Below are 23,119 nucleotides of genomic sequence, written 5' to 3' on the forward strand. Positions count from 1 at the left end.
GAACCGCCCGCCGGTAAGCTGGTCCGGCCCGATCACCGCCGCCCAGCCCGGAGGACTCCCTCATCGAAGCCCTGGTCATCTCGATCCTCGCCGTCGCGGCGGTCGTCCTCATCGTGATGCAGGTCATGTACCGCCGCAGGGTCATGCGCCGCCGCCAGGCCGCCGGCCAGGACCCTGTCGGCCGCAGCACCTACGTGGTCTTCGCCGTGACCGCGGCCTTCTTCCTCTTCGCCGTCTTCGTCTTCCCGCTGCTCGTCCGCGGGAACTGACGGGCACGGTCCGCTGCTCGTCCGCGGGAACTGACGGGCACGGTCCGCTGCTCGTGCGCGGGAACTGAGGGGCACGGTCCGCTGCTCGTCCGCGGGAACTGGCCCGCGCCTCCTGCGGGTCGTGACGCGTTCCGGACGAGATGACGCGCTGGATCGCGTCAGATCGTCCGGAACGGATCAGCCCGGCAGGTGAGGCCGCTGCCGCAGCTCAGCCGGCGAGCTCGACGCCGGTCGTCAGGCCGTGCACGACCCCGTCGGGGTCGACGCGCACGAGCGTCGGCCCCCAGAACGCCGACGTGAACGAGCCCGACGAGAGCTCGATCGTCCACAGGCTGCGGCCGTCGGCCAGGTCGAAGGCGATCAGGGTGGGGGTGTCCCGGCCGCTCGGGAAGAACGTCGCCGCGTAGCCGGTCGTCCGCGAGGTGGCGATGACGTAGGAGGCGACCGGCAGCTGCGTCACCCACCTCTCGTCGCCGGAGCGCGCGGCCAGGGCGTGCACCTCCTTGCCTCGGTCCAGACCGCTCGGGTCGCCCTGCTCGTCCGCGTCGACGACCGCCGCCAGCACGTCGTCGGTCGCAGTGCCGAAGTACGCCTGCACCTGCTCGGCCTCGGCGCCCCCGCTGCCCTCGCCCCCGTCGCGCTCGCCGCTGCCGTCGCCGTCGCTGCCCTCGCCGTCGCTGCCCTCGCCGTCTCCCGGGGCCACGAGCGTGCGGCTCCAGAGCTGGTCGCCGGTGCGGGGGTCGAGGCAGGTGACCTCGCCGCCGGGGACGGTGATCGAGATGCACGCGTCCGTCACCGACGGGTAGCTCGTCGACGGGAGACGGATCGACCAGCGCAGCACGCCGTCCGAGTCGAGGGAGACCATCGTGGGGTCGCCGTCGGCACGGCCGCTGAGCACGACGCCGCCGAGCGAGGCCGCCCAGGACTCGACGTTGCGCAGGCCGCCCGGCAACGGCTCGACCGCGCCCGTGCGGGCGTCGACGAGGAGCGGCTCGTCGCCCACGTCGATCACGAGCAGGTCGCCGACGAGCCGCACGCTGAGGCCGGCGCCGGCGTCGCCGGTCCAGGTCGGCGCGGACAGGTCGTCGGCGCGGTAGAGGCGGTAGAGCGAGCGGCCGCCCTGCGCGACGGCGGCCCCGCCGTCCGAGAAGCGGTCGACGGGCTGCTCGGAGACGACCACGGCGGTGCTGCTGAGGCCCTCGACCTGGAGGACGGTGTCGGTGTCGGTGTCGGTGCCGGTCTCGGTGTCGGTGCCGGTCTCGGTGGACGGGCCGGAGCCCTCGGGGTCGTAGCCGGCGTCGCTCCCGTCCGCGGTGCCTTCCGTGGCCGACCCGGCCGACCCGTCCGATCCGTCGGACTCGTCCACCTCGCCGGCCGCGCCGTCGCCCGCCGGTCCGCGCAGCACCTCCCGCACCTCCCCGGTCTCCGTGTCGACCCGGGCGAGGCCCGATCCGACGATCGACTGCACCGCGACCAAGGCGTCCCCGGTCATCGGGTCGACGCTCACCTGCAGCCCGATCGCGTCGATGCCGACCGCCGCGGCCACGTCGACGACCCAGAGCACCTCCCCGGTGCGGGCGTCGAGACGGGCCAGCCGGCCGGGAGCGTCCTCGCAGCCGGAGTCGGGCACGTAGCCCTGCGCCGAGGTCGTGACGAGGACGTCGTCGGTGCCGACCCGCGTGCTCCCGTCGAAGCCGACGCAGTCCGCCTCCGCACCGGGGGCGAGGGCCGTTCGCAGGTCGGTGCTCCACGCCGTCGTCATGGGCGCCGTCCGGAGGTCGTCGACCTCGAACGAGGCCCGGGCGACGGGTGCGTAGACGGGCTCCGCCGCGACGCCCCCCACCGTCACGAGCGCGGCGACGAGGGCCGTCCCGCCGAGCACGCCGAGCACCCGTCGCGTCGGGGGCATCTGCCGCCAGCGGAGGGCCACGGCACGTGCGGCGCGGTTCAGGGCCGAGGAGGCGCGGCTCGGCGCGCGTCCGCGGTCGGCCGTCGAGGCGGCCGGGTCCGCCGTCCCGGGGCCGGGGTCGACGCCCGCGTCGGTGCCCGCGGCGGGATCGGTGCCGGTGCCGGTGCCGGGCCGGTCGCGGGGCCGGTCGCCGTGCTCGGACCGCGCCGGCACCGCCTCCCACACGGCCGTCGCACGGGCGGGAGTCGCCGGGCGCCAGGGCTGATCGTCGTCGTCCCGCACGTCTCCATGCTAGGTCGGGACCTGGTCGTCCGGCCCGGCCCGCGCCTCCTCGACGGTGCCTCGTGAGAGCCCCGCCCTGCCTCGCGCGCGTGCACGGGCCGCAGTATGCTGGCGCGTCGCCCCCGGTCGGGGGCCGCGTCCGCCCACCGAGGAGTCACCCATGGCGACCACCCCGCCGCCGAGCGCCCGCCGCGGCCTGATGCGCACCAAGTCCGTCGAGTCGTCGATCGCCGACTCGCTCGAGGGCGAGAGCAAGCTGAAGCGCTCGCTCGGCACCGCCGACCTCACGCTGATGGGCATCGCCGTCGCCGTCGGCGCGGGCATCTTCTCGGTCGGCGCCAACGCCGCCGCGAACTTCGCCGGGCCCGGCGTGATCATCTCGTTCATCCTGGCGGCCGTCACCTGCGGCCTCGCGATCATGTGCTACGCCGAGTTCGCCTCGACGATCCCCGTGGCCGGCAGCGCGTACACCTTCACCTACGCGACGATGGGCGAGTTCCTCGCGTGGATCATCGGCTGGGACCTGATCCTCGAGACCCTCACCGGCGCGGCCGTCCTCGCCAAGTACTGGGGCATCTACCTCAGCACCGTGTTCGAGCAGTTCGGCGTGCCGCTGCCCGACACCGTCGCGCTCGGACCGGTCGAGCTGAGCTGGGGGCCGTTCCTGATCGTCGCGGTCTTCACGGTGCTGCTCGTGCTCGGGACGCAGCTGAGCTCGCGGGTCGGCAGCGTCTTCACCGTGATCAAGGTCGGCATCGTGCTGTTCGTGATCGTCGTCGGCTTCTTCTTCGTCAAGGCGTCGAACTACTCGCCGTTCATCCCCGAGTCGCAGCCGCGCACCGGCGAGGGCTCGACCGACGCCTGGACGCAGTCGCTGTTCTCGTTCCTCAGCGGGGCCGCCCCGGCCCAGTACGGCGTCTTCGGCCTGCTGGCCGGCGCCTCCCTCGTCTTCTTCGCCTTCATCGGCTTCGACATCGTCGCCACCAGCGCCGAAGAGGTCAAGGACCCGCAGAAGACCATGCCGCGCGGCATCTTCCTCGGCCTCGGCATCGTGACGCTGCTCTACGTGCTCGTCGCCGTCGTGCTGACCGGCATGGTGTCGTACCGCGACCTCGCGGCCAGCGAGACGCCGAACCTCGCGACCGCCTTCGAGCTCGTCGGCATCGACTGGGCCGCGAAGGTCATCGCCGTCGGGGCCCTGATCGGCCTCACCACCGTGATCATGGTGCTGCTGCTCGGCCTCGCCCGCATCGTGTTCTCGATGAGCCGCGACGGGCTGCTGCCCCGCGGCCTCTCGAAGACCTCCGCGAAGCGCGGCACGCCCGTGCGCGTCCAGGTGCTCGCGGGCGTCGTCGTCGCCCTGATCGCCGGGCTGACCGACGTCGGCGTGCTCGAGGAGATGATCAACATCGGCACCCTGTCGGCGTTCGTGCTGGTCAGCATCGGCGTGATCGTGCTGCGCCGCACCCGCTCGGACCTGCCGCGTGCCTTCCGCGTGCCGCTCGTGCCGTTCCTGCCGATCGTGTCGGCGGTGCTCTGCATCTGGCTGATGCTCAACCTGACGACGCTCACCTGGGCGCGGTTCGCCGTGTGGCTCGCGATCGGCGTGGTCGTGTACTTCGCGTACGGACGGCGCCACTCGCGCGTCGGGCGTGAGCAGGCGGCCGAGCTGCAGGAGGCGCCCCGCCCGTAGGGTGCGCTGGCTGCCCGCGTGCGTGCGTGCGTGCGCGTAGCTCCGCGAAAGCGACAAACCAACGCGATAGCCCGCGTCGGTTTGTCGCTGTGGCGAAGGTTCTCGCTCGCCCGGGTCAGCTCAGCTGGTCGAGGGCGGCGACGATCTCGGCGACCTCCGTGCGGGTCGTGTAGTCGACGTGGACGTCGGCGAAGACGACCCGTCCGTCGCGGTCGACGACGAGCACCGTCGGGAACGGGATGTCGCCCGTCGAGTCCGCGTTGCTGTCGGCGACGTCGAAGCCGAGCTGGCCGTGGGCCGCCCGGGCGTCGGCGGTGGGCTCGGTCACGATGCCGAGTGCGCGGCTGAGGACGTTGCCCGGGTCGGACAGCACGGGGAACTCGAGCGAGCCGTTCGTCGTGGCGAGGTCGCTGCCCTCGGGGGTCTGCGGGCTGACGGCGACCAGGGCGACGCCGCGGTCGCGCAGGGTCGGGAGCAGCTCCTCCTGGTAGGTCTTCAGGGTCAGGTTGCAGTACGGGCACCAGGCGCCGCGGTAGAAGACGAGCACCGCGGCCGACTCGCCGATCGTCTCGGCGAGGGAGACCTCATCGCCCGCCGGGGTGAGCAGCGTGGCGTCCACGACCTGGTCGCCGACCGCGATCGCGTCCTCGGGGACTCCGGCCTCGCGGAGGCTGCGCTGCTCGGCGTCGAAGACGGCGCTGAGCTCGGGGCCGATCTGGGCCGTGAAGCCCTCGTTGAACGTGCTGACCTGCGTGGCGATGTCGGTCGTCATGGCGTGCTCCTCGGTGAGGCCGCGCGTCGGGTGCGGGCCGGGTGCGTGCGACTGTAGGGGCACCTCCTCGGCATCGGCTCCGGGCACGTCACGGTTCGTCACGAACGCGCGTGTGGTCGTCGCCGAGGAGGCGCGCGCAATTCAGGATCGGCTGGCCTGGGCCTCCTGAATCGTGCACCGTTCAGGACTCAGAGTCCTGCGTTCGCACCATTCAGGCCCCAGATTCCTGAAAGAGGAGCGGAGCGCGGAGCACGGTGCGCGGTGCGCAGAGCAGGGTGGCAGCCGCAGCCGCTGCCGCTGCCGCAGCCGCAGCCGCAGCCGCAGCCGCTGCCGCTGCCGCTGCCGGTGCCGGTGCCGGTGCGGCGCGAGCCAGGTCGGCATCGGCGGCGACGCACAACTCAGGAACACGCGGCCCGGCTCTCCTGACCTGTGCACGGTCCAGGACTCCGAGTCCCTCCCTCGCGCAGCTCAGGACGGAAGTTCCTGAATGAGGAGGGGCGACAGGGCGATCGCGGAGGAGGTGCGTCAGCTCTGGCAGTGCGGGCACCAGTAGGTGTCGCGCAGCTCGAGCTCCGACTCGCCGAGCTCTCCCCGGACGATCTTCGTGCCGCAGCGGAGGCAGGGCTTGCCCGCTCGCCCGTAGACCCAGTCGGTGGTGCCGCGGAGGTTGCCCGTGGTCGTGCGCTCGATCCTGTCCTTGTTCGCGACGATGAGCCGGTGCGCGAGGTCGATCATCTTCGGGCGGTTCTCGACCTCGCCGACAGGACGGGTCGGCAGCACCCCGCGCAGGAAGCAGACCTCGGCCCGGTAGACGTTGCCGAGCCCGGCGAGCACGCGCTGGTCGAGCAGGGCGAGCCCGACCTCGCGCCCGAGGTCGGCCTCGAGGTTGCTCAGGGCCAGCGCCGCGTCCCAGTCGGGGCCGAGCAGGTCGGGGCCGAGGTACGCGGTGACGCTGTCGTCGGGGTCACGGGCGACGAGCTCGACGATGCCGAGGTCGAAGCCGACGGTGACCCACTCCTCCGTCTCGAGCACGACCCGGGCCTGGTACGCGGGCCGCCGCCACTTCGTGCCGTGCTTGTAGACGTGCCACGAGCCCTCCATCTTGAGGTGCGTGTGCAGCGTGTGGTCGCCGATGTGGTGCAGGAGGTGCTTGCCGCGGGCGATCACGTCGTCGACCACCTCGCCGCTGAGGTCGACCGTGGCGAACGCCGGGACGCGGAAGTCGGTCGCCGTCAGCACCTGGCCGTGCAGCACGGCGTCGAGGTTCTTGGCGGAGCGGTAGACGGTGTCTCCCTCGGGCACGGTGGGGGCTCCTCCTGGTCGGTGTGGGTGCGGGTGCGGGTGCGGTGCGGTGGGCGCGGCCTACGACCGCAGGCGGATGCCGCTCGGGGTCGGGGCGAAGCCGGCGTCGCGCAGGGCGTCGCCGAGCCGCGTGCCGAGCACGAACTCGCCGTCGACGCGCTCGACCGCGAGCTTGCCCAGCCTCGTGCGCACGACCGACGCGAGCGAGCCCGCCGCCAGCGCCAGTTCACGGTCGTCGGGCTCGCCGAAGGTGAGCAGGGTCTTGCCGCCGCGCTCGACGTAGACGGTGAGGCGTCCGTCGACGAGCACGACGAGCGAGCCGGCCTTGCGGCCCGGACGGTGCCCGGTCTTCTTCGACGTGCCCGTGCTCGCCCCCGTGTTCGTGCCTGCGCCGGCGCCGGTGGTCGGCCGGTCCGCGACGCCGCCTGCTCCGTCGGGACGGGTCAGCCCCGCCGCCGAAGCCACGGCGCCGTCGCCGGCGGTGCCCTCGGCCGCGGCGGGCTGCCCGGGCCAGGGCAGCGCGGCTCCGTAGGGGTTCGCGGGGTCGGTCGCGGCCAGGGTCACGACCGGGATCTCGCGCCCGCGCCCGGCCGAGGCGAGCGCGTCGTCGTCGCGGCGGTCGGTCTCGTCGCGGACGAACGACCTCAGTCGGTCGACCGTCGGCCCGGTCGCGAACTGAGCGGCGCCCAGCCCCTCGACGAAGTAGCCACGGCGGGCCCGGCCCGTCTCCTCGAATCCGCTCAGCACCTTGTAGACCGTCGAGAAGCCGCCGCGCACGCCCTCGTTCATGACGGCGCCTCGCGTCACGACGCCGTGGCGCTCGAGCAGGATCTCGGCCTGGGCAGCCGCGCGCACGGTGGCGTCGGGCTCGGCCAGCGGCAGCAGGGACCAGCGTCCGCCCACGGTCGGCGGCCCGGCCTGGCGCGGCATCGTCACGCGACCCCGGCTGCGGTACGACGATCGCGACCTCGTGGGTGTGCGGGGGCGGGACGCCTTGCCGCTCACCTGGGTGCGCAACGGCGCGAAGGTGTCGTTGGTGATCTGACCTGCCCAGACGAGGTCCCAGATGGCGGTCACGAGAGCCGCGTCGTCGGTGCTGCCCACGGCGTCGGAGAGCTGCCGGAAGAAGTACGCGCCGCCGCCGGCCAGCGCGCCGAGCACCTCGCGCTGCAGCTCGTCGGTGTCGGTGCCGAGCGGCTCGGGCAGCGTCACCTGTGCGCCGTCGGCGAGGTGCAGGCTGACCCAGCCGTCGTTGCCGGCCAGGCTGCCGGAGCCCGACCAGATGACCTCGCCGGTGGCGGTCAGTTCGTCCAGCATGCCGGGGCCGTAGTCGGTGACGCGCGCGGGCAGGATCAGCGTCTCCCAGGCGGAGGCCGGCAGCGCGACGCCGCTCAGCTGGTCGACGACCTGGACCACGCCGTCGAGGCCGCGCAGGCCAGAGCCCTTCGTGCCGGTGGCGACGTGCTGCCAGGCGGGCAGGAACCGGCCGAGGGTGTCGGGCGCGACCGGCTCGACCTCGTGCCGCAGCGCGGCGAGCGACCTGCTGCGCAGGCGCTTCAGCACCTCGGAGTCGCACCACTCGCTGCCCTGCTGCTGCGGTCGGAACTCGCCCTCGACGACCCGCCGCTGCACCCCCAGCTTGCGCAGCGTGTCGAGCACGACCGCGGTGCCGAGCCCGAGTCGGTCGGCGACCATCTGCGGCGTGAAGGGCGCGTGGGTGCGCGCGAAGCGGCCGACGAGGTCGCCGAGCGGGTCATCGACCGGCTCGACGAAGGCCGTCGGCACGCCGATCGGCAGGGCGACGCCGAGGGCGTCGCGAAGTCGCGACGCGTCTTCGATGCCGGCCCAGCGGTCGGTGCCGCCATGGGTGAAGCGCAGCACGCGGTTGGAGCGCACGAGGTCGTTCAGGGCCGCCTCGAGCTTGACCCGGCCCTCGGTCGCCTCGTCGGGCCCGGTCGTGGCCAGCCAGCTCCGGTCGACGATCTCGGAGGTGGTCAGCGGCCCGAGCAGGCGCAGCAGGTCGACGACGCCCTCGATGTCGCGGGCGCGACGGTCCGGCGCAAGGCGCTGCAGCTCCAGCTCGTGCTGGTCGATGACGTCGGCGTCGAGTAGCTCGCGGAGCTCGGCCCGGCCGAGCAGTTCCTGCAGCAGCGTCGAGTCGAGCGAGAGCGCGGCGGCCCGGCGCTCGGCCAGCGGCGAGTCGCCCTCGTACATGAACGCGGCGACGTAGCCGAAGAGCAGCGACCGGGCGAACGGCGAGGGCACCTCGGTCTCGACCTCGACGACGCGCACGGCGCGGGTCTCGAGCTCGCGGGTGAGGCTCATCAGGGCGGGCAGGTCGTACACGTCTTGCAGGACCTCGCGCACGGCCTCGAGCACGATCGGGAACTGCGGGTACTTGCGGGCCACGTCGAGCAGCTGGGACGCCCGCTGGCGCTGCTGCCAGAGCGGCGACCGTCGACCAGGGTTGTAGCGGGGCAACAACAAAGCGCGGGCCGCGCACTCGCGGAAGCGGGAGGAGAACAGGGCGGAGCCGCCCACCTCCTCCGTGACGATCGCGTCGAGGTCGTCGCCCTCGAACCGGAAGAGCTCGGACCCGGGAGGCTCGGCGTCGGTGTCGGGGATCCGCACCACGATGCCGTCGTCGGCCGCCATGGCACCGCCGTCTACCCCGAGCTGGTCGCGGATGCGGGCCGAGATCGCCAGCGCCCACGGCGCGTGGACCTGCATGCCGTAGGGAGAGTGCAGGATCAGGCGCCAGTCGCCGAGCTCGTCGCGGAAGCGCTCGACGACGAGGGTCGTGTCGGAGGGCACGTGCCCGGTCGCCTCGCGCTGCTCGGTGACGAAGGCGAGCAGGTTGCGGGCGGCTCGCTCGTCGAGGCCGCCCTGCGTGACCCGCTCGGTGGCGTCGTCCGCCGAGGAGCTCGCGAGTTCTCGGATGTAGCCGCCGATGGCCCGACCCAGCTCGGCCGGGCGTCCGATGCCGTCGCCCTTCCAGAACGGGACGCGCCCCGGCTGCCCGTACGCCGGAGAGACCAGCACGCGGTCGTGCGTGATGTCCTCGATGCGCCAGCTCGTCGCGCCGAGCGCGAAGACGTCGCCGACCCGCGACTCGTACACCATCTCTTCGTCGAGCTCGCCGACGCGAGCGGCCTTCTCGCCGACCATGAAGACGCCGAACAGGCCGCGGTCGGGGATGGTGCCGCCGCTCGTGACGGCGAGTCGCTGGGCCCCGGGACGGCCGGTGAGCGTGCCGTGCACCCTGTCCCAGACGATGCGCGGGCGCAGCTCGGCGAACTCGTCGGACGGGTACTTGCCGCTCAGCAGGTCGAGCGTCGCGTCGTAGGCCGAGCGCGGCAGGGTCGCGAAGGGCGCGCTGCGACGCACGGTCTCGAACCACTCGTCGGCGTCGATCTCGTCGAGCGCGACGGCGGCGACCGTCTGCTGCGCGAGCACGTCGAGCGGGTTCGTGGGCACGCGCAGTTCTTCGATCAGGCCCGCCACCATGCGCTCGGCGGCGACCGCGGAGTGGATCAGGTCGGCTCGGTGCTTGGGGAACATCACGCCCCGGCTGATCTCGCCGACCTGGTGCCCGGCCCGCCCGACGCGCTGCAGCCCGCTGGCGACCGACGGCGGCGACTCGACCTGGACGACGAGGTCGACCGCGCCCATGTCGATGCCGAGCTCGAGCGAGCTGGTCGCGACGACGCAGCGGAGGCGTCCGCTCTTCAGGTCGTCCTCGATGATGGCCCGCTGGTCTTTCGAGACGGAGCCGTGGTGCGCCCGCGCGAGCAGCGGCTCGCTGCCCTGGGTCTGCCCGCTGCCGCCGATCAGCTGGGCAGGTGCGCCGCCTCCCACCATCGGGTTGCGGGGCGGGCTCGCCGGTGCGGACGGCGCGAAGGGGTCGACCACGGTGGAGGCGTTGGAGGCGTCGATGGGGTCGGAGCCGCCGGAGGCGCCGGCCGCGCCCTCGGGGACCGCACCTGCGGGCACCAGCTCGCCCCGCGCCTCGTCGGCGGCCTGCAGCGCGGCGGCCCTGGTCTCGACGTCGGCGCCGGTGCGCTCGAGGTAGATGTCGTTGAGGCGCGCGGTGAGCCGCTCGGCGAGCCGGCGCGAGTTCGAGAAGACGATGGTCGAACGGTGGTCGAGGATGAGGTCGACGATCCCCTCTTCGACGTGCGGCCAGATCGAGCCCTGGGGAGCACTGCCGGCGGCGGACCCCTCGAGGGGCGCCGCGGTGCCGAGCTCGGTCATGTCGTCGACGGGCACGACGACACGCAGGTCGAACGTCTTCTCGGAGCGTGGGTTCACGATCGTGACGGGCTTGCGGCCGGAGAGGAACCGGGCCACCTCGGTCGGCGGGCGCACCGTCGCGGACAGCCCGATGCGCTGCGCGGGCTTCTCGAGCAGCGCGTCGAGCCGCTCGAGCGACAGGGCGAGGTGGGCGCCGCGCTTCGTGGCGGCGACCGCGTGCACCTCGTCGACGATGACGGTGTGCACGCCCTTGAGGTTCTCGCGCGCCGCCGACGTGAGCATCAGGTAGAGCGACTCGGGCGTCGTGATCAGGATGTCGGGCGGGGTGCGCTGCAGGAGGCGGCGGTCGCCGGACGAGGTGTCGCCCGACCGCACCCCCACGGTCAACTCGGGGGCGTCGATGCCGAGTCGACGAGCTGTCTGGGTGATGCCGACGAGGGGCGAGCGCAGGTTGCGCTCGACGTCGACGCCGAGGGCCTTGAGCGGCGAGATGTAGAGGACCCGCGTGCGGTGTTCTTTCACCTCGGGCGGCGGCCCGCTCGCGAGCGTGTCGATGGACCAGAGGAAGGAGGCGAGGGTCTTGCCCGAGCCAGTCGGGGCGATCACGAGCGCGTCGTCGCCCTCGCTGATCGCCTGCCACGCCCCCTGCTGCGCGAGCGTGGGCGCCGCGAACGCGCCCCGGAACCACTCGCGGGTCGCGGGGGAGAAGCGCTCGAGGATGTCGGTCATCGTGAGGACCATCCTGCTCCGGACCACCGACACTGCGCCGAGCGCGGTGCGGCGGGCCCGCCGACGTCCAGCGCGCCGGGCGCAGCCCCGGACGTCGGGGGCCGCCGCTACGGTGGGCGCATGCCGAACCTGCTGCACCTCGACTCGTCCGCCGACACGGCGACCAGCCGGTCGCGCGCGATCACCGCCTCCTTCGCCGACGCCTGGCGGTCGCTCGACGACGACCACACGGTGACGCGCCGTGACCTGCACGTCGACCAGCTGCCGCACCTCAGCGACCCTGCGCTGCACTGGCCCGCGCGGCTGCGCCTCCCGGGGGCCGCCCCCGACCCTGCCGCCGAGGCGCTGCAGGCCGAGCTGATCGCCGAGCTCACGGCCGCCGACGTGGTCGTCGTCGGCGCCCCGCTCTACAACTACACGGTGCCGTCGACCCTCAAGGCCTGGCTCGACAACGTGCACTTGCCCGGGGTCACCGCGCCGTTCGACGGCGACGACCAGCAGCCGATGCTCGGCCGTCCGCTGCTGATCGCGACCAGCCGGGGCGGGTCGTACGACGTCGGATCGCCGACCGAGGGCTGGGACCACGCGGTGCCGGTGCTCGAGCAGATCCTGGGGTCGACGCTCGGCATGGTCGTCGAGGTGATCGCCGTGAACCTCACGTTGAGCGGGCAGATCCCGATGCCCGACGGAGCCCGCGAGCGAGCCGAGCGCGAGCTGTCCGAGGCCCTGGTGGCGGCTGCCGACGCCGCGCGCCGGCTCGGGTGAGCAGCCGTGCCGGCCGCCTGGGCCGCCGCGCCCAGGTCGTCGCCGCACGGGTGCTCGGCTACCTCTCGGCCCTGCTCGCCGTGGTCGGCGTGGTCACGCTCGCCAAGGGCAGCCCCGGCGTGGGCGGCCTGCTGCTGCTCGGCGCCTTCGTGCTCGTGGCGGTCGCCTACGCTTTCGTGCGCCGCGTGAACCGGCGCGCAGGCCGACCCCGCCGCTGACCGGCCCCGCTGTCGGGGGCTGCGCCTAGGCTCGCAGCATGCAGAGTCGAACCCTGGGCCGCACCGGCCGCGAAGTATCCGTCATCGGCCTCGGCACCTGGCAGCTCGGCGCCGACTGGGGCGACGTCAGCGAGAGCGACGCGCTCGACGTGCTCGGCGCCTCCGTCGAGTCGGGTGTCACGTTCTTCGACACCGCCGACGTCTATGGCGACGGCCGCAGCGAGAAGATCATCAGCACATTCCGGACGGCGAACCCCGACGTGCCGCTCACCGTCGCGACGAAGATGGGCCGCCGCCTCGAGCAGGTGCCCTCGAACTACGTGCGTGAGAACTTCATCGCCTGGACCGACCGCTCGCGCCGCAACCTCGGCGTCGACACCCTCGACCTCGTCCAGCTGCACTGCCCGCCGTCCGCCGTCTACGACGACGACGCCGTGTACGACGCACTCGACGAGCTCGTGCAGAACGGGGCGATCGCCTCCTACGGCGTGTCCGTCGAGGAGGCGCAGCAGGCGCTCACCGCGATCGCCCGCCCCGGCGTCGCCACCGTCCAGATCATCCTCAACGCGTTCCGGCTCAAGCCCCTCGACGAGGTCCTCCCCGCGGCTCAGCGGGCCGGGGTCGGCATCATCGCCCGCGTGCCCCTCGCCAGCGGGCTGCTCTCGGGCAAGTACACGGCCGAGACGACCTTCGCCGAGAACGACCACCGCACCTACAACCGCCACGGCGAGGCCTTCGACCAGGGCGAGACCTTCAGCGGCGTCGACTTCGAGCGGGGCGTCCGCGCCGCACAGGAGTTCGCGGCGGCCGTGCCCGACGGCGTCACCGTGCCGCAGGCGGCCCTCGCGTGGATCGTCGACCAGCCGGGGGTCAGCACCGTCATCCCCGGGGCCCGCAATGTCGGCCAGGCGAAGGCCAACGCGGCGGCCGGCGACGTCGAGCTCGAAGAGGGCCTCGACTCCGAGGTCGTGCGCATCTACGACGAGCACTTCCGCGCCGTGGTGCACGCCCGCTGGTGACGTCCCGCCGGCGAGCCCGCGCCGCTCGGGGTACAGGGACCTGATCGGGCGCGCGGGGGCCCCGGCGTAGACCGGGGTCATGGCCGACAACATGTACACGCCCCAGAACCCCGTCGAGCAGTACCCGCAGCCGCCCTTCGAGCCGCAGCAGCAGGGCGCTCCCGGCGACGTCCACGCGATGAAGCCCGAGCCCGACCACGGCGAGACCAGCTACGTCGGCAGCGGCCGTCTGGCCGGCCGCAAGGCCCTGGTCACCGGTGCCGACAGCGGCATCGGCCGTGCCACCGCCATCGCCTACGCCCGTGAGGGTGCGGACGTCGCGCTCAGCTACCTCGCCGACGAGCAGGCCCAGGCCGAGGAGGTCGCCGCACTCGTCCGCGAGGCCGGTCGTACCGCGGTGCTGCTGCCCGGAGACCTGCAGGACGAGCAGACCAACGTCGACGTCGTCGAGAAGACCGTCGCCGAGCTCGGCGGCATCGACATCCTGGCGATCATCGCCGGGGTCATGCCGACCGTGGACAGCATCGACGACTTCGAGACGAAGACGCTCGACCACGTCCTGAAGGCCAACATCTACCCGCTGTTCTGGCTGACGAAGGCGGCGTCGCCGCACCTGAAGCCGGGTGCGTCGATCCTCACCTGCTCGTCGATCCAGGGCTTCCAGCCGTCGCCCTCGCTGGCCGAGTACGCCGTCTCGAAGGCCGGCATCGCCAACTGGACCCGTGCCATGGCCCAGCAGCTCGCCGAGCGCGGCATCCGCGTCAACGGCGTCGCCCCCGGCCCCGTCTGGACCCCGCTGCAGCCTGCGTTCGTGCCGAACGAGAAGATCGAGTCGTTCGGGTCGGAGGCCGCCTACGGCCGGCCCGGCCAGCCCGTCGAGCTGGCCCCGTCGTTCGTGTTCCTCGCGAGCCAGGAGTCGAGCTACATCAGCGGCGAGACCATCGCGGTGACCGGCGGCACACCGATCCACTGACCCGCGCCTCCTGAGGTCGTCGACGGCCCGTCCCGCTGCTGCGGGGCAGGTCGTTCGCCGTCGCCGGGGCGGCGTGCTGTCGCGATCCGAGACGAGATCCGAGACGGATCCTGTCCTGGGCGGCCGTTCTGCCGCCTCCTTCGAGCCCTGGAGCGCGGATCACTCTCGAATTCGAGAGTGCCCCCGAGCCCGAGCCCGAGCCCGAGCCCGGCGCTGGGGCCGGTGCCGGCGCTGAGGCCGGGGCAGGGGCCGGTCCCTGGCCCCGCCGCGGCCCTACGCCCAGCGCGTGCCGTCGCCCGCGAGAACGGCCCGGTACCCTTCGCGGAACGTCGGGTACGCGAACGTGAACCCCGTCCCGCGCAGCAGCGCGTTCGAGAGACGCTTGTCGCCGCCCGCCTGTCGCCCCGCAGGAGGCGCGGGCCGGGGAGCAGGCACGCCCAGCTTCGCGGCCAGGAACACCAGGACGTCGTCGAGCCGCGCCGGCTCGTCGTCGGTGCCGAGGTAGACCGGCCCCACCATCGCGAGCCCGGCGAGGTGGACCAGCGCGGCGGCCGCGTCGTCCCGGTGGATCCGGTTCGTGTGCGGCGACGTGCCGGGAGTCTCGGCCAGGGTCGCCGACCCGCTCCGCACCTGCTCGATCAGCCGTTCTCGCCCGGGCCCGTAGATGCCGGACAGCCGCACGAGCGTCGCGTGCGGGGCCCGTTCCCGCAGCAGCGCCTCCGCCTCCACGAGCACCGCGGCGGTGGGGGTCCCGCCGCTCGCGGGGGTCTCCTCGGTGACCAGGCCGCCGTCCTCGACGTCGTACACCGCCGTCGACGAGACGACGAGGAGGCGAGGGTCGGCCCCCGAGCGCTCGATCCCGTCGAGCACGTGCGCCAGTCCGTCGACGTACGTCGCGCGGTACTCGTCGGGGTCGCGGCTGCCCGCGGCGAGGGCGACGACGACCACCGTCGCGTCGTCGTCGATCATGGGCACCTCGGTGCGCAGGTCGACGGCGCGGCCCTCGATCGCGTCGGGCAGCACCTCGGGTCGACGGCGCAGACCCACGACGCGGTGCCCCTCGGCGGCGAACCGCAGGCCGGTCTCGGTGCCCAGGTCGCCACAGCCGGCGATGACGATGCTCATCGATCGAGCGTACCCACGGAGGTGCGGAGCGGCCTGGGCAGGCCCGCGCCGCACCTCCTGCGCCCCCCGACCTCACCCTCCTGCGTCGGTTCCCCTCGCACATGCCGACCGGGATGCCTCCAATAGGGGCTTTTCCCGTCAGAGAGCACGGATTCTGCGCCGGATGGTCGGCATCTGCGGTGCCGCCGCTGCCGCCCGACCCGTCAGAGTCGCTCGAGCGTCGCCGGGTCGAGGGTCCCCTCGAAGAACCGCTCGATCGCCCGGGCGAAGCGCTGCTCGGACGGGTCCGCCTGGGCGAACAGCGTCAGCGACGAGTGCAGCTTCATCGCGTCGACGTCGCCGAGCACGTCGGCGGCAGAGGGCGCCCCCGCACCGTCGATCTCGCCGTCGGGCAGCTCGAGCAGGGCGTCGACGCAGTCGAGGAGGCGCGGGCCGAGCACCGGGTGCGCGAGGAAGGCCCGGGCGGCCCCGACCGTCTCGAGGGCGAAGCGTCGGGAGGTCTCGCTGGTGCCCAGCCCCGCCACCTGCGGGAACACGAACCACATCCAGTGGCCGCGCTTGTGGCCGGCGCGCAGCTCCCGCAGCGCGTGGTCGTAGGTGCCGTCCGCCTCCTGGGCGTCGACGAATCGGTCGAGGTCGTGGCGGGAGAGCAGGTCGTCGTCGGTCATGCTCCTGGTCTACGCCCTCACGGGCGTCGGGCGTCGGGCGTCGGGCGTCGGGCATCGAGCGTCGGCCACGCGGGGTGCTGGCTGCGCGGGGCAGCAGCAGGGGCTGGTGCGCCCGCCGCCGCACCAGCTAGTCTGGTCGGCTGCCCGGACGGGGCGGCGCGTCCCCGCCGCACGCCCCCGCGGCCCGAGAGACCACGATGCCCTCCACCAGCGAGTCCCCCAGCGCGTCGACCAGCGAGTCCGGTCCCGAGCCCCTGTCGACCGCCGTCGTCGAGCAGCTCTCCGTCCCCGCCTCCGTCGACGCGCCCGACGCCGCCGACTACGTCGCCGCGGTCGAGCTCGAGAACGCCGTGCGCGCCGCCGCGGTCGGCTCGGACGAACTCGCGTGGCTGCCGGACGAGCAGCTGCCGCACCTGCTCGACACGGTGCACGCCGACCACCGGCTGTTCGGCGTCCGCGAGGAGGGCCGGCTCGTCGCGGTCGGCTGGTGGGAGACGCGGCGCGACGGCGACGCCGCCTCGACCGCCTGGGTCGACGTCTCGGTGCTGCCCGGGGCGCGGCGTCGAGGTCACGGCACGCGGCTGGTCGAGCACCTCGAGCAGCTCGCCCGGGCCGAGGGGCGGACCCAGCTCATCGCGTACGTGCGCTCCCGCGGCGACGGCGAGCCGCGCCTCCTGCCGCCCACCGGGGTCGGCTCGGTGCCCCGGGGCAACGGCGAGGTGCAGTTCCTGCTCGGGCGCGGCTGGCAGCTCGGCCAGGTCGTGCGGTGCAGCAGGCTGCCGCTGCCCCCGGACGAGGAGGCGCTGGCGGGGGTCCGCGAGCGCGCGCGGTCGGCGGCGGGCGACGCCTACCGCCTGCACACCTGGGTCGGGCGCTCGCCCGAGCGTTGGATCGACGACCTCGCCGACCTCGAGACGCGGATGAGCACGGACGCCCCGGCGGGCGGTCTCGACGAGCCCGAGGACGTCTGGACGGCCGAGCGCTTCCGCGACTCCGAGGAGCGCTCGCTGGCCGGGCCTCGCACGCGCTTCACGGCCGTCGTCGAGCACGCCGCCTCCGGGCGCCTCGTCGGGTTCAGCCAGCTCGAGGCACCGGCCGACCGCTCGCGCCCGGCCTTCCAGCAGGACACCCTCGTGCTGCGCGAGCACCGGGGACACCGGCTCGGCTGGCTGCTCAAGGTCGCCACCACCGACCTGCTGCAGGCCGAGCGGCCCGGCCACCCCGCGGTGTTCACCTACAACGCCGAGGAGAACCGCCCCATGCTCGACGTGAACGAGGCCGTGGGCTTCGTGCCGTTCGAGCACGAGGGTGCGTGGAGCACGAAGCTGTAGCGGCCCCGGCCTCGGCCTCGGCCTCGGCCTCGGCCTCGAACGAGATTCAGGAACTCAGCGCTCGAGCATCCTGATCCGTGCACGGTTCAGGAACATCCGACCCCGCGCCGCACGGATCAGGACTCGAGTTCCTGAATGAGGAGGCGCAGGGACCGGAGCTACGCCGTGAAATCGGCGCTGATCTCGGCGTGCACCTCGATGTCGGCGGGGGCGAGGTCGAAGCCGCCGCCGCCTCCTGCAGGCGACATCGCGGCGCGAGCCAGGCCGAACGTGGCGGCGCCGCCCGCCGCTCCCGGACGCAGACCGGGCTCGAAGACGGCGACGAGCGCCGGCTGCGACAGCCCGAGGGCCTCGGCGTAGTCGCCCGCCCGGGTGACCGCGTCGGCCACGGCTGCGACGCGGGCCGCACGCTCGGCCTCCGCCCGCGAGTCGTGGCTGAGCGACCACTCGAGAGCGTCGACGGACACGCCGTCGACCCGCGCCAGCTCGGACACCCAGGACGAGAGGGCCGCGAAGTCGCTGAACCGCACGACGACGACCGAGCGCGCCCGGAAGCGGGCGGGCAGGTCGGGGTCGGGAGCCGAGGAGGTGCCGTCCGCGTCCCAGCGCGGCGGCTCGGCCACGGGGCCCACGGTCACGTCCTGCGCGCTCCACCACGTCGCGGCGCCCTGCCGCCGGTGCCCCGTGGCCTGCTCGGAGACCCGGGCGTGCAGGGCCTCGGCCTCGGCGACGACGGTCTCGCGGTCGGTGCCCTCGGCGACGAGCGACAGGTGGACGACCCCGCGCTCGGCACGGTGCCGGTGGACGACGGAGCCGTTGACGGCGATCGTGGTCATGGTGTCTCCTCTGACGAGGACCTCAGGCTACGGGCGCCTCGTCCGCGCCGTCGAGCACGGCGGGGGCCGTGACCCGGGACATGAAGGCGACCAGGTCGACGAGCTCCTCCTGCGAGACGCCGTGCGCGAGGCCCGGGTAGACGGTCTGCTCGGCGTCGGCGTGCTCGTCGAGCCAGGCCGAGGTGCGCTCGACCGCGGCGACCGGGATGATCGAGTCGACGTCGCCCCGACCGTAGAACACGGGCGGTCGGACCTCGGCTAGGGCCTCGTCGCGAGCGGCGGACGCGGCCGCGGTGTCGGGGTCCGCGTCGGGCGCGGTCGGCACGACGAAGCCCGCCAGCACCGCCGCGAACTCGAAGCGGCGCGGAGCGTGCCGCAGCAGCTGCAGCGACAACGACCCGCCCTGCGAGAAGCCCAGCAGGCTGACCGAGGGGTGTGCGTCGCCGAGCGAGTCCAGCCAGGTGAGGACCGCCTCCGCGGCGTCGTCCACCGCGCCGGCAGACGGGGCACCGGGCGTGCTCAGGGGGTACCACGAGAAGCCGTCGCCGTGCGGCAGCGGGGCACGGAGCGACGCGAGCACCACGGTCTGCGGCAGGTAGGGGGCCAGCCCGATCAGGTCGCCCTCGTGCGAGCCGACGCCGTGCAGCAGCACGACGAGCGGCCGCCCGGCCCGGTCGGGCTCCTCGACGGACCAGCGGACGAGGGCGGGATCGATCGTGACCATGTCTCGACCCTGCCAGACGGGTCGACGGGGCGCGCGCCTCCTCGGGGCTCGGAGAGCGTTTCGTCACCCGACCGTGACGAAGGCCTAGTAGACAGGGGCCATGAGCTCCGTCCAGACCCCCGACCCCACGCCCGGCGACCCCAACCCGGGCTGGCTGTCCGAGGAGGAGCTGTACACGATCCGGCAGCGCATGCCGATCCTCTACGTCGAGGCCGTGCCGGTGCGGACCGACGGCATGGGCGTCGTGACCGAGGTCGGGGTGCTGCTGCGCGCCTCCGAGGAGGGGTCGATCTCGCGGATGCTCGTCTCGGGCCGCGTGATGTACGGCGAGAGCCTGCGGACGGCGCTGTTCCGCCACCTGGAGAAGGACCTCGGGCCGATGGCGTTCCCGCAGCTGCCGCCGTCGCCGGTGCCGTTCCAGGTCGCCGAGTACTTCCCGCTGCCGGGGTCGTCGGTGTACACGGACGCCCGCCAGCACGCCGTGTCGCTCGCCTACGTCGTGCCCGTCACCGGCACCTGCGACCCCCGCCAGGACGCGCTCGAGCTCACCTGGCTGACGCCGCACCAGGCCGCGTCGGACGACGTCGCCGGCGAGATGGAGGGCGGCCGCGGGGCGCTGCTGCGGAGCGCGCTCGCCTCGGTCGGCGCGCTGCACTAGCGCTGCGCCGCGCCGCGCTGCGCTGCGCCGCGCTGCGCCGCGCTGCGTGGCGTGCCCGGCGGCATCGCTGCACCCCTGAACCAGCGCTGCACCCCTGGAACCGAGGGTGCCAAGCGGATCCGAGGGTGCAATTCGGATGCGAGGGCGCAATTCGAATGCGCGGGTGCGGCGGGCGACTTGTCCACAACCGAGGAGGCGCGGGTCGCGCCCCGAGGACCGCCTGCGACATGCTCGTCTCGTGCGTGACATGTCAGGACTGCTCATCCTCCGGCAGGAGGTCGTGGCCGACGGGGGCGACAGCTCGACCCTCGAGCGCGACGCTCGGCGCGGGCGCATCGTCCGCCTGACCGCAGGGGCGTACGTCCGCGCCGACGAGTGGGCCGCCCTGACCCGCGCAGAGCAGCACGGGGCCCGCGTGCACGCGGTCGTGCCGCGTCTCGGGCCGGACACGTTCGTGTCGCACGAGTCGGCCCTGGCGCTGCAGGGCTTCCCGCTGCTGGGCGAATGGCCGACGCGGGTGCACGTCGTATCCCGGGGACGCCCGCGCACCAAGGTCAGCTCGACCGTGCACCGACATGCCGTGGCCCTGCGGAACGACGAGACCAGCGTGGTCCAGGGGCTGCCGGTGGTCCTGCCGCGACGGGCAGCGGTCGACGTCGTCCGCCGGCGGGACCTCCGTGGCGGGGCCGTCGTCCTCGACCACGGTCTCGCGGTCGGCGCGTTCTCCCGAGGTGACCTCGAGGGAGTCCTCGCCGAGCACGGTCGTGCGCAGGGCAGCCGCCGAGCCGCCGCCTCCGTGGCTTTCGCCGACGGGCGAGCCGAGTCGCCTGGGGAGTCGATCAGCCGCGCTGCGATGCACTCCGCGGGGTTGACGCGACCCGAGCTGCAGGCCCGTCTGCCGGCCGAGGGGTCGCTCGTCGGGTTCGTCGACTTCTGGTGGCCGTGCTGCGGGGTGATCGGCGAGTTCGACGGAGAGGTGAAGTACAGGGACGCCGCGATGCGTGCAGGGCGCACCGCCGAGCAGGTCGTCGTCGAGGAGAAGCTGCGGGAGGACGCCCTGCGTGCACTGCCCGGCGTCCGCACCGTCGTGCGCTGGGGCTGGGCGGAGGCGCTCGCGGTCGAGCCGCTCCTCCGGAAGCTCGCCCGCGCGGGCGTCTGCTGAGGCGGTGCCGCCGGAGCGCCGCCCGAGCGCGTGGCCCCCGCCGGGCGGTGCACCCCCTGTTCGGCACTGCACCAACGGTTCCGGAGGTGTCGTGCGGGTTCGGGGGCGCGGCGCGGGCGCGCAGCGGGCGCAGCGCGACGCCCCCGGGCGGCGCGGTGGGCGCCGCCCGGGGGCGTGGGTGCAGGTGGTGCCGTGGGGCCTAGCGGCCGCCGCGCTGGCCGCCGCCGCTGCGGGGCTTGCCGCCGACGAGGCCGCCGACCTTGAGGCCGCCGGGGCGTCCGCCGTCCGAGGAGGCGCGACGCGAGCCACCGCCTCCGCTGCCGCCCCGCGAACGCTCGCCCTGCGACGCCGCGAAGTCGGCCTGGTCGTTGCGCACGGCGTTCGTGCGGCTCTGGCCGCCGTCGCTCTGGGCGCGGCGTCCGGGCTGGCGGGTGCCGCGAGCCTCGGAGTCGCGAGCTGCGCCGTCACGGCCGCCCGCGTCGCGAGCACCGCCGTCGCGCACCGGCGACACCGCGCCGCGGCCCGACTCGGTCGAGTAGAACGTGGAGGCACCGCCGCGGGGAGCCGCGTCGCGTGAGCGTCCGCCGTCACGTCCGCCACGGGCCGCTCCGTCACGACCGCCCGAGCGAGCGGGCCCGCCGTCGCGACCCGCGCCTCCTGCACGACCGCCGCCGGCTGCGGGACGACCCGAGCGGTCGGCACGCGCGATCGGGGCGCCGGTGCTGTCCTGGCGGGCGGCGCGCTTGCGCTGGGCGTTGGCGCCCTGCGAGCGACCTCCGCCGCCTCCGCCGTTGCCGCCCTGCTGCTGCTGCACGGCCGACTTCGGCAGGGGCTTCACGTACGCGGCGACCTCGCCGACGAGCGCCGCGACCTCGGGGGAGGAGGTCGTGACGGCCGTGGTGGTCGGCTTGATGTCGGCCTTCTTCATCAGCTGGGCGACGTCGCGCTTCTGGCTGGGGATGACGAGGGTGACGACGTCTCCCTCGGCTCCGGCACGGGCGGTGCGGCCCGAGCGGTGCAGGTACGCCTTGTGCTCGGTGGGCGGGTCGACGTGGATCACGAGCTCGATGTCGTCGACGTGCACGCCGCGGGCGGCGACGTCGGTGGCGACGAGGACGCGGGCGGTGCCGTCCTGGAACGCGGCGAGGTTGCGGTCGCGCTGCGGCTGCGACAGGTTGCCGTGCAGGTCGACCGAGGGGATGCCGGCCTCGGTCAGCTTCTTGGCGAGCTTCTTGGCGTGGTGCTTGGTGCGCATGAAGAGGATGCGGCGGCCCTTGCCCGAGGCGAGCTTCTGCACGAGGGCGTTCTTGCTGTCGAGGTCGGGCGTCTCGAAGACGTGGTGGGTCATCGCGGCGACGGGCGAGTTCGCCTCGTCGACCGAGTGCAGCACCTCGTTGTGGAGGAACTGCTTGACCAGCTTGTCCACGCCGTTGTCGAGGGTCGCGCTGAAGAGCAGGCGCTGGCCGTCGTTCGGGGTGGCCTTCATGATGCGGGTGACGCCGGGCAGGAAGCCCAGGTCGGCCATGTGGTCGGCCTCGTCGAGCACGGTGATCTCGACGGCGTCGAGCTTGATGAAGCCCTGCTTCATCAGGTCCTCGAGGCGGCCGGGGCAGGCGATGACGATGTCGACGCCCGACTTGAGGGCCTGGACCTGGCGGTTCTGCGAGACGCCGCCGAAGATCGTGGTGGTGTTCATGCCGTACGCGGCCGCCATCGGCGCCAGGACGGCGTCGATCTGCGTGGCGAGCTCGCGGGTCGGGGCGAGCACGAGGCCGAGCGGGCGGCCCGGGCGGCGCTTGCCGCCGGCGAGCTTGCCGCCGAGGCGCGCGGCCATCGGGATCGAGAAGGCGAGGGTCTTGCCCGAGCCGGTCTTGCCGCGGCCGAGGACGTCGCGTCCGCCGAGGGTGTCGGGGAGCGTGTCGACCTGGATCGGGAACGCGTTCTCCTTGCCGTCCTTCGCGAGGGCGGAGACGATCGGGGCGGGGACCCCGAGGGAGGCGAACGAGACGGCGGGCGCGTCGGTCGCGTCGGCGGCCGGGACGACGGGGGAGTCGGTGATGAGTGACATGCGTGCCTTTCAGGGGCAGGTGTCGAGCCGGGCCGAGGCTGCGGGCCACGCGTCTCGGTCGCCCCGACGCGTGGTCGTGGGGTTCCGGAGAACGGCGGTGCAGAGCCGGTGAGCGGCTGTCGTAGCCGGGCTCGAGGTGTGGCGACGGTGCAGGTGTGCACGATCGTTTCGCCGCAGAGTGAGCTTCGCGCGCCTGCTGGTGCCTGGGTGTGTGCCAGGGCGAGAGGCGAGGAGGGGCGTGCTACGACGCAGGGAGCCGGTCGGGCCGACTCGCAAGTGACCCCAGCTTAGCGGCACTCGTCGCAGAACGCGAGGAGGTGCGGGCCGGGCACCGCGGTCACGTGTCCGCCAGCAGGGGGAGG

At 73.8% G+C, this 23,119-nt stretch carries 18 protein-coding genes; 9 read left to right on the forward strand and 9 right to left on the reverse strand.

Translation table 11 applies throughout. The features are described from left to right. The first annotated feature begins 125 nt into the window (after window positions 1-125). Entirely contained in the window at window positions 126-269 is a 144-nt protein-coding gene (locus tag ES689_RS15590; protein ID WP_191330286.1) for a hypothetical protein, read from the forward strand. Between the two features lie 208 nt (window positions 270-477). Here the strand turns inward: ES689_RS15590 and ES689_RS07770 are convergent, their stop codons facing one another. After that, the gene (locus ES689_RS07770; RefSeq protein WP_146902543.1) at window positions 478-2,460 is read right to left on the reverse strand and encodes a PQQ-binding-like beta-propeller repeat protein; all 1,983 of its coding nucleotides are present in this window, start codon (window positions 2,458-2,460) and stop codon (window positions 478-480) included. 160 nt (window positions 2,461-2,620) lie between these two features. Here ES689_RS07770 and ES689_RS07775 point away from each other — a divergent pair, with 160 nt between their 5' ends. Beyond that, window positions 2,621-4,153 (forward strand): APC family permease, encoded by a 1,533-nt coding sequence (locus ES689_RS07775; protein ID WP_146902546.1) that lies wholly within the window; start codon window positions 2,621-2,623, stop codon window positions 4,151-4,153. A 115-nt stretch (window positions 4,154-4,268) separates the two neighbouring features. Here ES689_RS07775 and ES689_RS07780 read toward each other — a convergent pair whose 3' ends face one another. From ES689_RS07780 to ES689_RS07795, 3 genes are all read right to left on the reverse strand, one after another. After that, window positions 4,269-4,925, reverse strand: coding sequence for a peroxiredoxin-like family protein (locus ES689_RS07780; RefSeq protein ID WP_146902549.1), 657 nt, complete (start codon window positions 4,923-4,925; stop codon window positions 4,269-4,271). Between the two features lie 525 nt (window positions 4,926-5,450). Next, window positions 5,451-6,227 (reverse strand): DNA-formamidopyrimidine glycosylase family protein, encoded by a 777-nt coding sequence (locus tag ES689_RS07790; protein ID WP_146902552.1) that lies wholly within the window; start codon window positions 6,225-6,227, stop codon window positions 5,451-5,453. A gap of 60 nt (window positions 6,228-6,287) precedes the next feature. Then, window positions 6,288-11,210, reverse strand: a complete 4,923-nt coding sequence (locus ES689_RS07795; protein ID WP_146902555.1) for a DEAD/DEAH box helicase — start codon at window positions 11,208-11,210, stop codon at window positions 6,288-6,290. Window positions 11,211-11,330: 120 nt separating this feature from the next. Between ES689_RS07795 and ES689_RS07800 the strand changes: the two genes are divergently transcribed. The 4 genes from ES689_RS07800 (at window position 11,331) to ES689_RS07815 (ending at window position 14,185) form a co-directional block, all read left to right on the forward strand. Next, complete coding sequence (locus tag ES689_RS07800; RefSeq protein WP_146902558.1) at window positions 11,331-11,975, forward strand: FMN-dependent NADH-azoreductase; 645 nt, start codon at window positions 11,331-11,333, stop codon at window positions 11,973-11,975. Beyond that, window positions 11,972-12,193, forward strand: a complete 222-nt coding sequence (locus ES689_RS07805; protein ID WP_146902561.1) for a hypothetical protein — start codon at window positions 11,972-11,974, stop codon at window positions 12,191-12,193. Before ES689_RS07800 ends, ES689_RS07805 begins: the two co-directional genes overlap by 4 nt. A 38-nt stretch (window positions 12,194-12,231) precedes the next feature. Then, a complete protein-coding gene (locus tag ES689_RS07810) occupies window positions 12,232-13,212 on the forward strand; it encodes an aldo/keto reductase (RefSeq protein ID WP_146902564.1) in 981 nt (326 codons plus the stop codon). 79 nt (window positions 13,213-13,291) lie between these two features. After that, window positions 13,292-14,185 carry an SDR family oxidoreductase gene (locus tag ES689_RS07815; RefSeq protein WP_146902567.1) on the forward strand — a complete coding sequence of 298 codons (894 nt, stop codon included), beginning with the start codon at window positions 13,292-13,294 and terminating at the stop codon, window positions 14,183-14,185. Between the two features lie 273 nt (window positions 14,186-14,458). On the opposite strand, the gene ES689_RS07820 is transcribed toward ES689_RS07815, so the two are convergent. Next, entirely contained in the window at window positions 14,459-15,310 is an 852-nt protein-coding gene (locus ES689_RS07820) for an SDR family NAD(P)-dependent oxidoreductase (RefSeq protein WP_146902570.1), read from the reverse strand. A 203-nt stretch (window positions 15,311-15,513) separates the two neighbouring features. Continuing rightward, window positions 15,514-15,978 (reverse strand): DUF1810 domain-containing protein, encoded by a 465-nt coding sequence (locus ES689_RS07825; protein WP_146902573.1) that lies wholly within the window; start codon window positions 15,976-15,978, stop codon window positions 15,514-15,516. Between the two features lie 197 nt (window positions 15,979-16,175). On the opposite strand from ES689_RS07825, the gene ES689_RS07830 reads away from it, so the two are divergent. Next, window positions 16,176-17,309 (forward strand): GNAT family N-acetyltransferase, encoded by a 1,134-nt coding sequence (locus ES689_RS07830; protein WP_146902577.1) that lies wholly within the window; start codon window positions 16,176-16,178, stop codon window positions 17,307-17,309. Window positions 17,310-17,467: 158 nt separating this feature from the next. Here the strand turns inward: ES689_RS07830 and ES689_RS07835 are convergent, their stop codons facing one another. Further along, entirely contained in the window at window positions 17,468-18,145 is a 678-nt protein-coding gene (locus tag ES689_RS07835; RefSeq protein ID WP_146902580.1) for an SIMPL domain-containing protein, read from the reverse strand. Window positions 18,146-18,167: 22 nt separating this feature from the next. Further along, window positions 18,168-18,869 carry an alpha/beta hydrolase gene (locus ES689_RS07840; RefSeq protein WP_146902583.1) on the reverse strand — a complete coding sequence of 234 codons (702 nt, stop codon included), beginning with the start codon at window positions 18,867-18,869 and terminating at the stop codon, window positions 18,168-18,170. Between the two features lie 100 nt (window positions 18,870-18,969). Here ES689_RS07840 and ES689_RS07845 point away from each other — a divergent pair, with 100 nt between their 5' ends. Both ES689_RS07845 and ES689_RS07850 read left to right on the forward strand, forming a co-directional pair. Continuing rightward, window positions 18,970-19,527, forward strand: a complete 558-nt coding sequence (locus ES689_RS07845) for an NUDIX hydrolase family protein (protein WP_146902586.1) — start codon at window positions 18,970-18,972, stop codon at window positions 19,525-19,527. Between the two features lie 247 nt (window positions 19,528-19,774). Continuing rightward, on the forward strand, window positions 19,775-20,689 hold the full coding sequence (locus ES689_RS07850) for a hypothetical protein (protein WP_146902589.1): 915 nt from the start codon (window positions 19,775-19,777) through the stop codon (window positions 20,687-20,689). 199 nt (window positions 20,690-20,888) lie between these two features. On the opposite strand, the gene ES689_RS07855 is transcribed toward ES689_RS07850, so the two are convergent. Beyond that, window positions 20,889-22,757 (reverse strand): DEAD/DEAH box helicase, encoded by a 1,869-nt coding sequence (locus tag ES689_RS07855; RefSeq protein WP_146902592.1) that lies wholly within the window; start codon window positions 22,755-22,757, stop codon window positions 20,889-20,891. Window positions 22,758-23,119 lie beyond the last annotated feature (362 nt).

The organism is Frigoribacterium sp. ACAM 257 (assembly GCF_007954365.1).
Lineage (GTDB): Bacteria > Actinomycetota > Actinomycetes > Actinomycetales > Microbacteriaceae > Frigoribacterium.

Bases quoted from the DNA above. Each gene is read 5' to 3' on its own strand.
- ES689_RS15590 (WP_191330286.1), top strand. From the start codon at position 126: ATGTACCGCCGCAGGGTCATGCGCCGCCGCCAGGCCGCCGGCCAGGAC.
- ES689_RS07775 (WP_146902546.1), top strand. From the start codon at position 2,621: ATGGCGACCACCCCGCCGCCGAGCGCCCGCCGCGGCCTGATGCGCACC.
- ES689_RS07780 (WP_146902549.1), bottom strand. From the start codon at position 4,925: ATGACGACCGACATCGCCACGCAGGTCAGCACGTTCAACGAGGGCTTC.
- ES689_RS07795 (WP_146902555.1), bottom strand. From the start codon at position 11,210: ATGACCGACATCCTCGAGCGCTTCTCCCCCGCGACCCGCGAGTGGTTC.
- ES689_RS07800 (WP_146902558.1), top strand. From the start codon at position 11,331: ATGCCGAACCTGCTGCACCTCGACTCGTCCGCCGACACGGCGACCAGC.
- ES689_RS07810 (WP_146902564.1), top strand. From the start codon at position 12,232: ATGCAGAGTCGAACCCTGGGCCGCACCGGCCGCGAAGTATCCGTCATC.
- ES689_RS07815 (WP_146902567.1), top strand. From the start codon at position 13,292: ATGGCCGACAACATGTACACGCCCCAGAACCCCGTCGAGCAGTACCCG.
- ES689_RS07820 (WP_146902570.1), bottom strand. From the start codon at position 15,310: ATGAGCATCGTCATCGCCGGCTGTGGCGACCTGGGCACCGAGACCGGC.
- ES689_RS07825 (WP_146902573.1), bottom strand. From the start codon at position 15,978: ATGACCGACGACGACCTGCTCTCCCGCCACGACCTCGACCGATTCGTC.
- ES689_RS07830 (WP_146902577.1), top strand. From the start codon at position 16,176: ATGCCCTCCACCAGCGAGTCCCCCAGCGCGTCGACCAGCGAGTCCGGT.
- ES689_RS07835 (WP_146902580.1), bottom strand. From the start codon at position 18,145: ATGACCACGATCGCCGTCAACGGCTCCGTCGTCCACCGGCACCGTGCC.
- ES689_RS07840 (WP_146902583.1), bottom strand. From the start codon at position 18,869: ATGGTCACGATCGATCCCGCCCTCGTCCGCTGGTCCGTCGAGGAGCCC.
- ES689_RS07845 (WP_146902586.1), top strand. From the start codon at position 18,970: ATGAGCTCCGTCCAGACCCCCGACCCCACGCCCGGCGACCCCAACCCG.
- ES689_RS07850 (WP_146902589.1), top strand. From the start codon at position 19,775: ATGTCAGGACTGCTCATCCTCCGGCAGGAGGTCGTGGCCGACGGGGGC.
- ES689_RS07855 (WP_146902592.1), bottom strand. From the start codon at position 22,757: ATGTCACTCATCACCGACTCCCCCGTCGTCCCGGCCGCCGACGCGACC.